Origin of the sequence: Stenotrophomonas sp. PD6, assembly GCF_049199305.1 — a bacterium.
Lineage (GTDB): Bacteria > Pseudomonadota > Gammaproteobacteria > Xanthomonadales > Xanthomonadaceae > Stenotrophomonas.
In genome coordinates this window covers 179,075-192,927 of record NZ_JBLZQD010000004.1, presented here as the reverse complement: position 1 = coordinate 192,927, position 13,853 = coordinate 179,075, and the positions used below count along the sequence as shown (strand labels likewise).

General features: G+C 65.1%; 4 protein-coding genes. All 4 read right to left on the bottom strand.

Annotated features, from left to right (window positions below):
* Positions 1 to 182: 182 nt before the first annotated feature.
* Complete coding sequence (locus ACOZHM_RS08495) at positions 183 to 659, bottom strand: SMI1/KNR4 family protein (protein WP_421568835.1); 477 nt, start codon at positions 657 to 659, stop codon at positions 183 to 185.
* 153 nt (positions 660 to 812) lie between these two features.
* Positions 813 to 1,349: an immunity 42 family protein gene (locus tag ACOZHM_RS08490; protein ID WP_421568834.1), complete on the bottom strand. Its 537-nt coding sequence runs from the start codon at positions 1,347 to 1,349 to the stop codon at positions 813 to 815.
* A complete protein-coding gene (locus ACOZHM_RS08485; protein ID WP_421568833.1) occupies positions 1,346 to 2,161 on the bottom strand; it encodes a hypothetical protein in 816 nt (271 codons plus the stop codon). The genes ACOZHM_RS08490 and ACOZHM_RS08485 overlap by 4 nt, the downstream gene beginning before the upstream one ends.
* A gap of 175 nt (positions 2,162 to 2,336) precedes the next feature.
* Positions 2,337 to 13,844, bottom strand: a complete 11,508-nt coding sequence (locus tag ACOZHM_RS08480; protein WP_421568832.1) for a hemagglutinin repeat-containing protein — start codon at positions 13,842 to 13,844, stop codon at positions 2,337 to 2,339.
* Positions 13,845 to 13,853 lie beyond the last annotated feature (9 nt).

Here is a 13,853-nt window from a genome sequence, read left to right as displayed (position 1 = left end):
TCGTTGATTTCCTCGGGAGTTGGATCATCCAACTTCGGAAGCCGCGTGCGCGCCAACCCGAGACCAAAAAGGCATCCATCGAATTGCAACACCTTATTTCCTAAATAATCGCACAGTTAGAATCCCACCCGACCTGTCGCCCCGCACCCACTCCACTACCACTGCGACATACCCAACACAAGTCATAGATAACTAGCTATACGCTTGACCAGAAATTCGAAGAAGTCAGACGCGTAAGCAACATTCTCTCCCGACGGAAGAAGAAGCCGCACAGGCACCTCACTCCCGACACACCCATCATAATCGAAGAAAAAAACCTCACCAAGATCCGTCCTACTGACAACCAAAGAATGATCGTTCGTCAATCCACGTTCAAGATCAAGTAGGTGTTGATGCACCACGTCCCCTCCACTCACCTCATCAAAATCGATGCCATAGACACTGAATATTTCTTCGCCGCAGATCTCTCCGCCCTTGTACTTATTCAAGAACCAACGATATGAAGGTGAGAACACCAGCCCCAGCCTGGACTCAGCCTTCGCAAGCCAACCTTCCCCTACAGCATCCGACTCCCGTCCGAATGAGACTAATTCGCCGTGTAACGCAACCAACTCCTCAACTCTAGGTGGAAATACTTCACCTACTGATTCATCTCTCATAGCACTCTGCCATTTACCCCCAGTACTGGCTCGCCCCTGGAACACAGCCGCCATTGGCGATGACGTCAGATCACGCTGAGGTCACAACCACTATCGTGGGTGCATCCGCGTGAGACGGCTCTTCACCCGGGACTTCACGAAAGTCATCCGACACTAAAGCATTCCCTGATCAAGCGCTGACTTCGCCCGACTGATTATTGCAGACACTTCATCTTTCTCAATCCACACCTCCGAAAGAGCTGTGATCCGCCGCGCCTCACCATGGGGGACTTTTTCTATCTCAGCCGCCAAAATTCTCACCATATTCCCCTTACCTATTGCAAAAGCGAAGCACCCATCATCCTCTAGATTGTTGGTAGACGCTTGATAGGTATAGTCAGTCTCGAAGTCATCAGGTATATCGTTCTCGTCCATCAGCAGATAGGGAAGCATCCCGTTCAGCAGGAAACGGAACGCATCTTCAGTGCCGAGGCTGGAGATAGCATCGTTCTCCGGGAAATCAACGAGCGCGTTGCCTGCGCTGAGGCATCCAAGATCCGCCGATAGCGTGGATACCCTGGCTCGCCGAGGAAAAATACGCTGGTCGACGACAAAATGAAATATTCCATTCTCATATCCAGCTCCATCATTCCAAATCTGAAGCTTCTCTACGATCAACGCAAAAGAATTAGGATCACCAAAAACAGTCATTTCCAACCCTTCTTTATGTTAAAAGCCTTTCTCACATCTGATGGGACATTCGCTTTATCCAGCGGTGCGGACTTGTCTCCAGTGCTTCCCGACCAGTGCCAAGTCCCGTTATTGGAGTCCGTGAACTGATGCACGTTTCCTTGTGAGTCTACGGCATACCTCTTCTTCCCACTCTGTATGGAACCTCCGAACAGGTCCAGTGAGTTCTTTGGCTCCGTCCCTGCGTCTCGGTGGTAACCCATTTCCCCAGGACTATGCTTTCCATTCGAAATGTACGTAAGGCCATTAGATGCAGGTGTCGCGTCAGGTACCGGCATCGAAGTGCCCCTCCCCGATGACGGAGACTTTACGCCTTCGCCCTTAACACTCCAACGACCACCCACCACTCCCACACCCTTGTCAGCTACACGCTTGAACAAGGCAAGGTATGCACTCATCTCTTCGGTCTTGGTCATCACCGAAGCCTGATCGGCAAGACCTTGAATCGCGATCCCGGGATAGGGAGACTTGGCGATTCCGCTTAAAGTCTCCCATTGCGCAATTGCACCCGCGCGCAAGGCCTCAGCGTCACGGGCAGTCTTGTCCATGAACCAGCCTTCAAGCCCCTTGTTGCCGATCTCTCCAATGGCTAGCAGGCCTGATACGAGTACTTGGCTCTTCAGCTCACGATACGCGTAGCTCCAATCGGCGCCGGGCGTGGCGCCACCGACACGATCGTTGACGGCAACCCCATACTGCTGCCAGTACAGATCGACACGAATCGCCCGTTCATGCTTCCAGTCCGCCTCAGAAATTGCGGGGTAGGATTGCATGCTTAAATCCACCAAGTTTCCGTAGGCGAGTAGCTCCCGATCTCGTTCTGCGTTTAGCTCATCGTACGCCCTAGTCACGTCGTCCCTGCACGCCTGCGCATTTCCTCCCGCGGCGTCGCACGCAGCTCGCTCGTGTTCCATCAGGGCAATTTCGGACTTGCTAAGCCAGTTGTTTTCAACGGAATTCCCAGCAATATTTGCTCCAAGTGATGTACCGGTCAGGCCTCCCCCCCCCCACTCCACCGGCCAGCGCCCCAACCGCCTGCGAGAGCGCCAGGATGGTCTGCTTTTCCTGTTCACTCAGCTTTGATGGGTCACCACCGTAGAGGGCATCGGTAAGGAACTTGGCAGCCAACTCGCCCCCACCTGCCGCCACTGCCCCATTGCCCGCTGAGCCGCCATTCGCCTCAGCCAGCAGCGCACCCAGCAGCGCATGCGAGATCAGCTGCAGAGTCCCATCCGGATTGGCGCCGTGGTTCGGATCGAACTGGCTGCCGATGAACTGGGCGGCATAGGGTGCCAACGCATTGGCCGCTACCTGGCTGCCACCTTGTCCCGCCACGCCGCCCACGATGGCAATGGTCACCGCATCCAATGCGCGGCTGTACTCGCCGCCGGTGCCCCACTTCTTCGCTTCGCTGTACGCTGGGCTTTCGCTCATCAGGAAGTTCTCGCGCTCCCCTGCACTCATGTCGTTGTAGTTCTTCAACGCCACAGGGTCGCTCTCGATGCTCTTCTCGTAGGCTTCGCGCGCAATCTTGCTCTTGTAGTCGTATACATCGCCCGCCACCTGCTTGCTGGTGGCCACCACAGTGCCGGCCGCAGACGACATCGCCTGCTGCTCCTGCATCAGCTTCTGCAGGTCGGGCAATGTGCTGATCGCCTCATGCGCCTTGCTGGCGTCGGTGTTCACGCCCAGCTCTTCGGCGGTCACCTTCTTGCCGCCGATGGTGATGTTGCCCTCGGTCAGGGTGGCGTAGGTAGTGGAGCTGTCGCTGCCGCTGGTGGTCATCGGGACGCCACCACTGAAGTTGGTGCCGTTCGCGTTGCCGAACTTGCCATTGGCGACGTTGCTGCCGATGTCCTTGAGCTGGCCGGCCGCACCCGGCGCGGCGGTGGGATTGCCATTGGCATCCTTCGCGCCTTCGCCGCTGTGCCCGAAGCCGCCACTGATGCTGGCCGAGCTTGCCCGGTAGTCCATCTCGTTCTTGAGATCGGTGAAGGTAAACGTCTCTGCCGTCAGCTCACTGTTGGCCGCATTGGTACTGGCAATCGCACCACCAATCAGGTTCACGTGGCCCGCATCAACGTGATACCCGCCATCGCCGGCAAAGAGCCCCGACTGCTGGCCCACGGCCTTGTAGCTTCCGTTGGCCTTGCTGGCACTGGCATATCCACTGACATCCCATGCCGTGCCGAACGACACCTGCACCCGCCCACCGACCTGGCTGTCCTTGGACATGCTCTCGGCAATGTCCTGCAGCGATTCGATGGTGAGCGTGCCGCCGGTCTTGACGTCGATGCGGTCGGCAGTCGCGGTGGCACCGCGCAGGGTGGTGTCGCCCTCTGCCTTGAGCGAGATGTTCTTACCGGTCAGCTCGGTGTTCTGCCAGGTGCTGCTATCGGAGTTGGACTTGCTGCTGCCTACGCTCGCTTCAGCGTACACATACACGCCCGTCTGGGCGCCCACGGACACACCGACACCCACTTCCGCGCCGGCGTTGTTGCTCTTGCTCTTGTCCTGCATGTGCGCCTGCCCGGCTTCCAGCAGAATGTCGCGCGCCGAATCCAGTGCCAAGGTGTTGCCGGCGCTGAGGTTGCCCTGCACGATGTGGATGTCGCCACTGGTGCTGGTCAAGTTGACGTTGCCGCCGCCCTGGATGGTGGAGCCGCGCGACACAGTGCTGCTGCCGTCGGCGCTGCTGCTGGACGACTTGAAGCCGATACCAGCCTCTGCAGTGAACAGCGAGCCGCTACCGGCACCCTTCGTAGCGTTAGCAATCGCACTACCCGCCTGGTACGCATTGGCCCCTGCCGCCATGCCCTGCATGGCAGCCAGGCGACCGTCGGACTGACGCGCGGCGTCCACGTTGTTGATCAGGTCGATGAAGGGCGACTTGATCCGCGCGAACACGCCGATCTTCAGGTCCTTGTCGCGCTGCGAGTTGTAGCCGGTCTCGTCTGCGGTAAGCAGTTCGATCTCGGCGGCGGTGATGTTGACGTCCTGCGCGGCGACCACGTTGCTGGCGATCTGGGTGTACTTGCCGCCCGCGCCCAGATTGACGCTGCCGCCCAGGCTGCCGACGGAGCTGGCCACCTGCGAGACCATGCCGCTGTCGTCTTCATGCTGCTCGCGGTGCCAGCCGGCGAACTTCTCGGTGTCGGAGATCTGCACCGTGCCGATGGCCTTGCTGTCGGCGGTGTTGGCGTTGCTGACCGTGTCCTGCCCGCTGCGCAGGGTGAGGTTGCCCACCGCACGGATGTTGACGTCCTGCTCTGCCGCGATGTTGGCGGCAGTCAGGGTGATGTCGCCCTCGGTGGTGGCCATGCGCACGCCACCGCCGGCCGACAGCTGGGTGCCGGTGATGGTGTCGCTCTGGCCGGCGCCCTCGCTCCGCGAGTTGTTGGTGCCGAACGGCAGGCCGCTGGTGTTGTTGGCGAAGCCCCAGCCCTTGCCGCTGCTCTGGCTGCTGCTGGACTCGGTGTTGTGGGCCACGTCGAACACGATGTCCTTGGTGGCCAGCAACAGCGCGTTGCCCTCGGCCGAGAGCTGCGCGCCCTGGCTGGTGATGGAGCCGCCATTGGCGATCAGGGTCATGTCGCCGCCCGCCGCCAGCTGGGTGACGCGTGCATCGCTGGTGGAATGGCTCTGGCTGCCGTTGGAGCGCTGGCTGCCGCCGGTGATCACGGTGGAGGTGGTGGCCGCGCGCACGCCGGAGGCGGTGCCCTCGGCATTGCGGGTGATGTCGCCCATGATCGAGCCACTGTCGGCCATGCCGTCGGTGGTGGAATCGCGGGCGCTGCGGTAGGCCTTGGTGGGGTCGTAGGTGATGCCCATCGAGACGCCGCTGGACTTGCTGGACTGGCTGCCCTGCGTATCCACCGTGTCCTGGCGGGCCAGCAGGTTGATGTCCTTGCCGACCAGCGTGAGGTCCTGCCCGGCGGCGACGTCGGACGCGGCGAGGGTGAGCTGGTTGCCCGCCGAGATCAGCACGTTGCCCTCGCGCGAGGCGATGGCCGAGCCGACCTGGGTGGTGGCCTGTACCGATTCCGCGTTGTTGGCGCTGGACTTGTTGTACCCCACCGAGGCCACGCCATTGGAGAGCCCGCCACTGAAGCCGGACTTCTTGCTGGAGTAGCTGGCGCTGGAGCTGTGCTGGTCCTCTGCCGAGGCGATCAGCACGTTGTTGCCGGCGCCCAGGCTGACGTTGCCGGTGGCGTCGACCACGGCGCCGATGGCAGTGAGGTCACGACCGGCCGAGATATCGATGGCCGCGCCTTCCAGCACCGTACCTACCGCATAGGAATCGCTGCGGGATTCCTGGCGGGTGGTGGTGGTGCTGGACAGCGTGCCCTTCTTCTTCTGGTAGCTGTCCAGGCTGTCTTCGTGGTTCTCCTGCACCGAGAGCAGGTTGACGTCGCGACCGGCGGACACCAGCACGGTTCCCTCGTCGCTGCGCACGCCGGTGGCAGCAAGGTTGATGTCGCGCCCGGCAACCACCATCACGTCGCTGCCTGCGGACAGCTGGCTGCCGCGCACGGTTTCGTCGCTGCTGGAGACCTGCAGGGAGTTGCGCTTGCCAGCTGCACTCTGGTCGCTGCTGCGGCTGTCGACCACGGCCTGGGCGCTGATGTCGCCCCCGGCCTGCAGGACCAGGGCTTCTTTCGCGCTGACCTGCGCACCGACCAGGGTGAGATCCTTGCCAGCGCTCAGCACCACGTCGCCAGCGCCCTGCACCGTGCTGACCGCATGGGTGGTCTCGCTGCTGCGCTGGTAGTTGCGGCTATCAAAGGTGCTGTCGCGGTTGGTGGTGAGGGTCTGTGCGCCCACCTCCAGATTGCCGCCTGCCGCCAGCTGGGTGATGCCATCCACGCCGGCATTGCGGATCTGCGCACCTTGCAGGCTGATGTCGCCGCCAGCCGCTACCGACAGCACGCCCAGCCCGGTTGGGCTGGTGACGTACAGGCCGGCGACACGATCGGTCTTGGTGATCTCGTACTGTTGCGCACCGCCGCCGTTAAGGGTCTCCACCGTCGAGGCGACCGTGATGTTCCCGACCGCGCTGACTGACAGCGCGTCGGTGGCGGTGACCGTGGCGCCTTCGATGCGGATGTCGGTGGCCGAGGCCAGCCCGAGTTGCGCACCACTGACTGCACCACCTTCAAGCAGGTCGATGCGGCCGGCGTCGATGGTCACCAGCTTGCGGCCGGCGATGGTGCCGTTGTTGACCAGGCCATTGGCCAGTGTGATGTCGACGTTGGCGCCGGCAAGGACGCCGCCCTTCCCGTCCAGGTCGCCGGGACGCAGGCGCACGTATACCTGCGGCACCAGCGCGGTGGTGGTGCTTCCATCTGCCAGGGTGACGTTCTGCTCGACCAGCCACACGATGTCGCTGGTGAGCTGCGCCATCTGCGCGTCGGTCAGCGCCACGCCCGGGCGAAGGTTCCATTCCTTGGCAACGGTAGCGCCGGCTTCTAGGAGTGCCTGGTACTGCGCTTCATCACTGGCGTAGCCTTCCAGGAAGCGGCGGCCGGTGAGCTCGCCGACCTGCTCGCGGATCAGCTTCTGCTCGTAATAGCCGTCGCCGAGCCGCTTCTGGGTCGCGTCCGCAGAGAAGCCGAGCTGCGCCAGCATGTAATCCGAGCTCAGCCAGGTGCGCTGGTCGGTGAAGCGCGGATCGGTCTCGATCAGGTAATTGCCGGTGTTCGGGCGGACGTTGAACAGGCTCGCGGCGGGGATCCGGATATCCGGCGTGCCCATGGCGATGCGGTCCGGCGAATCACCGGCCGCCTGGACCACGCGCCCACCGGTGGCGGCGCTGTTGTTGCCAACGCCCCCCACGCCACCGCCCTGCGCTCCTTCTGCCGCCTGCGCCGCCTGAGCCAGCGCGCGCTCGGTCTCGGTGCCCGCCTGTTGCTGCGGGCCCTGCGCCCCGCTGCCGGGTGCGTTGGGCAATGCCTGCGGGCCATGCAGGTTCAGATTGGCGATGGCCGAGCCGTCCTGTACGTTCGGTGCGTCGCGGCCCTGGTTGAGGTTGCTGAGGTCGCCAACGTCGATGGTCAGCGTGCCGCCGGCAATGATCTGGCCCCCGATCACACCCACCTTCTCGGAGATGTCCGGAGCGCTCCAGTTGCTGACGGTGTTGTTGTAGGAGATGGAGGTGTTGTCGAAGGAGTGCGTGCGCCACAGCTCGATGAAGTCATTGCTGACGCGGCTGGCGCTGCCATGCCCGGTGATCCGCTGATCGCCACCGGCGACGATCTGGCCGTAGTGGTTGACCAGGTCATCGATAAGCAGCGACATGTTGCCGCCACTGCGGATGACTGCGTTGGCCCCCATGCCAGGCTGCAGGACGTCTTCGATCGCAGTGTGATGCGCGATGCGACGCTCTTCGTTGAGGTTGTATTCCTGCGGATGCTGACGCCGCATGAAGATGGTGGTGTCGGGATCGGTGAAGCCGGCGGGCGTGACGAAACGGATGCAGTCGGTGCTGCAGGTGCCGTAGTCACTGGAGTAGGTCAGCCGATCATTGTCGTAGCGGAATGAGGCGCTCAGGATCGCCGACATCGGGTCCGACACATTGGCGACCTGATCCGGGTTTGGCGCGGTAGTCTTGGCAACGTAGAAGATGGTGATCGTGCCCGCCACCGGGTCGATGCGCCAGCGCTCGCCACGGTTGTTGGTGCCCAGCCCACCGAAGGCGTAGTAGTACTGGGTGGTGTTGGCGGTGAGACGGATCACCGCGCGGCCGTACTGGCTGCCGTCGGCGGCGATGTACGTACCGTCTTCGAGAACATCCTGCGGCGCGATGTAGTAGTACTCGTACGCCTTGTAGTTGCTGGTATTGCTCAGCGTCGAGGTATTGCTGCCGTTCTTCTGCCACGGCGAGAGCGCCATGTTCACGGTACGGTCGATGGTCTGCACCTGCTCGACCACCACGTTCTCGCGGATGTTGTTGATGGCAAGGCTGTCGATGGAGAGATCGCCGGCCACGTCGATGATCGAGCCGATGTTGTCGATACGCCCGGCGGTACCGATGGCGAGCCGGTTGGTGCCCAGCGCGCCGCCGATGGCCGCGTCGCCACCGCTGTAGATCAGGCCCTCGCCGGTATTGATCAGCTGGCCAACGCCGATGTCCAGCCGCTCGCGCGCGGCCACGGTGCCGACACGGGTGGCGCCGTTGGCGGTCTCGGCGCGGTTGTTGAGCACGCCGGCGGAAATGGCCACGTGGTCGCCGTAGATGCGGCCGGTGCCGATGTTGTCCAGCGTGCCGGCTTCCAGGTGGGTAACCACGCCGTCGATCAAGCCGCGGTTGGTGAGCAGTCCGCTGGCGTTGAGGTGGGTGACTCCCTGGCTTGTAATCTCACCGCTGGCGGCGTTGGTGATGTTGTACGCGTTGAGGTCCAGGTTGCCGGCGCGCAGGATGCCCTGGTTGTCCAGGTCGCCGGACAGGTGCAGGGCCAGCGTGCCGTTGGCGATCCACTCGCCCTGGTTGCTCAGGCTCTGCTGCAGCGTCAGGCTGAGATCGCGCTGGGCATGGATCTGGCCGACGCCACCGAGGCTCTGTGCCACCAGCGTCTGGTTGCCATCGGCGCGCAGCAGACCGCCCTGGTTGCTGACGGTGGCGGCGTTGATGTCGAGGCCGCCGCCCGAGGACAGCACGCCTGCGCTGTTGTCCAGCCCGCCGGCCAACTGCACGCGGCTGTCGCCATCGGTGACGACTTGGCCGTTGCCGTTGTCCAGCGACTGCGCCTCCAGATGCAACGTCCCCGCCTGGAGGCCGAGCGTGGCATCGGCGGTGCGGGTGTTGCGGTTGTCCACACTGCCGGCCGTGAGCGTCAGTGCCGCGCCGGCCGCGACCGCACCGCCCTGGTTGTTGAGCTGGCCGCTGAGGGTGAGGTCGAGATTCGTGCCCGCCTGCACGCGACCGGCCACGTTGGCCAGGCTGGCCGCAGTGAGCGAGAGGCTCGCCGCGCTGCTCAGCGAGCCGCTGCTGTTGTCGACCGCGCCAAGCGCCAGACGCGCATCGCCCTGGGCGAGCAGCGTACCGCCACGGTTGTCCAACGCACCGCCGTCGATGCGCAGCGCGCCACCGGACAGGATGCCGCCCGCGCTGCCCGATGCCGTATTGAGGAGGGACTGTCCGTGGGTGTCCAGCACCAGATCGGTCTGCGACTGCAGCCGGCCGCCGCTGTTGTCGAGCGCACCGCTGCGGACCTCCAGCGCGCCGGTCTGGCTGCCGATGATGCCGCCCTGGTTGCCCAGTGCGAGGCCACGCGTGTCGATATCGACGCTGCCGCCGATCAGCTTGCCCAGTGCGTTGGACAGCCCCGAGCTGCGCAGGGTGAGTGCGTCGGTCGCCTGGATGGCGCCGCCGGCGTTGCTGAGCGCGGTGGCGGTGGTCAGCTGCAGCGTGCCGCCGGCAAACAGGGTGCCGCCCGAATTGTCCAGCGTAACGGCAGCAAGCTCCAGCGCCGCCGTACTGGAAACCAGCCCGGCATCGCGGTTGTCCAACCGCCCGTCGATGCCCACGGTGAGGCCGGCCGCATGCAGGGTACCCGCGCGGTTGTCGAGGCTGACTGCGTCGAGGGTGGCAGCGCCGCCGAGTAGGATCTTTCCCTGCCGGTTGTCGAGCGCGCCACCGATGGCCAGCGTCGACTGACCGGCGCCGGCGGCCTGCAGCTGGCCGCCCTGGTTGAGGAAGCTGTTGACGCGCAACGCGAGCGCGCCATTGCTGGCGATGCTGCCGGCGCTGTTGTCCAGCGTGTCGCGCACGGTCAGCTGCAACGGCGCGTCGCCGAAGGCCGACAGCGCGCCGCCCGCCGTAATCAGGCTGCCGGTGTCGATGACCACGCCGCGCGCGGAGGTGGTGGCGCCGCGCAGGTCGATGCTCTGCCCCGTCAGCGTCAACGCACCGTTGCTCAGCACGGTGCCGCGTTCGCCAAGCAGTCGCTGCGCGTCGATCTGCAGCTGCCCCGTCCCGGCGTGCTGCACGGTGCCGGCGGTGTTGTCGAAGGTGGTGGCCTGCAGGAGCAGGTCGCCGTTGCTGGCCAGGGTACCGCCCGCGTTGTCGAGCCACTCGGCCACGATCGCGCTGGCGGCGGTGCCGCTGGCCACGAGGGTGCCGCCGCGGTTGTCCAGCTGCGTCACCTGGATATCCACGCGGTCGGCACCGAGGGTGCCCTCACGATGGTCGAACGTGGCGGCCTGGAGGGTCAACGCGCCCTTGCTGACCAGGGTGCCCTTGCTGCCGTCCAGGCGATCCACGTCGATCTGCAGGCCGCCGCTGCCGGCGTGGCTGATCGTTCCGGCGCTGTTGTCCAGCTGGTTGGCCCGGATCTCGAGCGTGCCGCCGTTGCTGGCAATCACCCCCTCGGCGTTGTCCAGAGTGTCGGCGACCTCGAGCACGCTGTCATCGGTACCGGCCGCGCTGATGCTGCCCTTGCTGTTGTCCACACTGCCGGCCTGCAGCGCAATGGCGCCATTGCCAGCGATGCTGCCTTCGCGGTTGTCCAGCGCACCGGTCACACGCAGCTCCAGCACATCCGTGCCGGTGGCACTGAGCGTACCGCCTGCGGTGGACAGTGAATCGGCACCCACACGGATGCGCTCGGACTGGGTCGTGCTGCCTGCGCCAAGGACGAGGTTGCCGCCCTGCAACTGCAGTTCGGCCAGGCTGAGGATGCGGCCGCCCGCGCCCTGCACGCTGTCGGCGTGGATCTGCAGCAGGCCGGTGCCGGCATGCTCGATGGCGCCGGCCTGGTTGTCGAGCGTGGCCGCCGCAAGCGACATGTCGCCGCTGCCGGCGATACGGCCGCCGCCCGAGTTGTCGAGCAGGCCCTTCGCAGTGAGCTGCAGCGTGCCGCCCTCGGCGGCCAGCACGTTGCCCCCGCGGTTGAGCAGCTGTCCGCTCTGCAGCAGCAGGTCGCCGTTGACCGACACCGTGCCGCCGCTGTTGTCCAACTGGTCGCGGACACGGACGCTGGCGCCCTGTCCGCCGGCCGCCAGCAGCGCGCCGTTCTGGTTGTCCAAGCGCCCGGCGTCCAGGCGGAGGCCGGCATTGCTGATCAGCTGGCCGTCGCGATTGTCAAAGGTCTCACGCACCTGCATCTGCAGGTCCGTGCCGCCCAGCGAGGCGATCTGCCCGTTGGCGTTGCGCAGCGAGCCGGCATCGATGGCCAGCTGCTGTGCCGAGACGACACCGCCGCTGACATCCAGCTCACCGCCGGACAAGGACAACGAACCGTTGCTGAGCAGCTGTCCCTTTTCGCCGTTCAACGTCTCGGCGTGCACGCGCAGCGTGCCGCTGCCCGCCTGTTGGATCAGGCCGTCGGCATTACCCAGCGTGCCCACCGAAAGGGTGAGTTCGCCGTTGGCCGCAATCGTGCCACCGGCGCCGTTGTCCAGCTGCTGGGCGCGGATGACGCTGCCCGGCGTACCCAGCGACAGCAGGCTGCCGCCGCGGTTGTCGAGGCGGTCGGCCACGATCTGGAAGCGCGACGCGGTAAGCGTGGCGTCGCGCAGGTCGAACGCACCGCCCGACCAGTCGAGCGCGCTGGCAGTGCTCAGGCTGCCGCCCACACCAGTCCATTCGCCGGTGGAGAGCAGCATGCCGCCGGTACCGGCGTGCTCGATCCGACCTTCTGCGTTGCTGACGCTGCCGGCGGTGAGGAACAGGCGCTCGGCATTGGTGGTCAGCACGCCCTTGTCGTTCTGCAACGCGCCGCGCACGGTCCACGACGCGGTACCGGTGCCGCCGTGCAGGAACTGGCCGCCGCGGTTGTCCAGCGACTGCGCATTCAACTGCAGCGCCCCGGCCACGCTGAGCGCGCCCTGCTGGTTGGAGAGCGTTCCCAGCTGCAGCGCGGCGTAGCCGTGCACCTGCAGGGTACCGGCGTCGTTGCGCAGGTCACCGGCCAGGTCCAGGGACTGCACGCCGATGCGGCCGCCCCGGTTGTCGAGCCCATTGCCGAGCTGCAACGCGACGCCGCCGCCGTTGCTGACCGTGCCGGCATCGTTGTCGAAGCTACCGGCGATGGTCAGCGCACCGGCCGCCAACGGGGCCACCGGCGTTTGCGGGTCGACGGCAGGGGTGCCGCCACCGGATGAGCCGGTGCCCGTGCCCGGATCGGTGGTGCCCGTGCCAGGCGTGGTCGGCGTGCTGCCGGTCCCGCCGCCGGTGCTGCCACCGCCCGACGCAACCGCGTCGAGCGCGCCGATGCGGCCTTCGCTGCGGTTGCTCAGCGTGGTGGCGGTGATAGAAAGCGCCTGCACGCCGGTCTGTTCGATGCTGCCGCCGTTGTTGCGCAGCGCATCCGCGTCCACCTGCAACCGCTGCGCGTTGAGCGTGCCGTTGCTGTTGTCCAGCGCCCCCGGGGTCTTGACCGTCAGCTCGCGCGCCGCCGCGATCGTGCCGGTGTTGATGATGTCGCCGCTGGCATCGACCCGCACATCCTGCTTCGATTGCAGCGCACCGGTGTTTTCCAGCCGTCCGTCAACCGTAACCACGAGTTCGCCGGCCAGTGCGCCGAGGGTGCCGGCATTGCGAACGCCCACGCCGTGTTCGTTGCCGACGAGGAAGATCTTGTTGGCGAACATGCCGCCCAACGCGCCCACGTCGAGCGCGAACGCGGGCGCGTCGCCGCTGCCCTGCACCTTCTCGCGCGCGCCCGTTTCGGCATTGACCTGGTTGCTGCCCAGGTTGGCCTGCAACTGGTTGGCCCAGATGCCGGCGTTGACCTGCAGCGAACGGGTGATCAGGTCGGTGTAGTCGGCCTGGCTGGTATCCAGGCCGTTGCCGTTGACCTGGATGGCGCCGCCACTGACGCGGTAGCCGTCCAGCACGCCACCCACGAACACGGGGGTGCCCGTGGTCAGGGTAACGCGGCTCGCGTTGAGGAAGCCGCCGCCGTTGACCTGGATGCCGGCCGGGTTGGCGATGACCACTTCCGCGCGACGCCCGGCCACTTCCACGTAGCCGTTGAGCTGGCTGGCAGGACCGTTGACCTCGTTGAGGATGATCCGCGCGGCGCCCCTGGCGAGATACGGATTGCCCTGCACCCAACCGCCCTGCTGGGTCTGCACCTGGCCGCGCGAGTTGTTGAGGATCGCGCCCTCAGGGCCTATATCAAACTGCGAATAGCGGTTGCGCGACACGCCGGCGGCCGAAGGAGTCGTGATGTTGACCAGCGGCGCGCCATTGGGCGCGGTGATCACGGTGGGCCGCTCATTGCCGGGCGCGGCCGGATCGCCAACGATCCGCCCCTGCTGCGCCTGCAGCGCGGGTACCGCACTGACCCAGCCCAACGAGCACATCAAGGCAAACCCCAACGGGGACAGGCGGGCGCTGCGCGTGGCGTTGTCGCGCCCGCCGCCCGCCCTGCCCGAGCCGCTGACCAGCTCGGATGCCACCTGCCACACCATCAAGGCGCGATTGAATACCAGACGGTACACACTGTTCATTCCACTCGT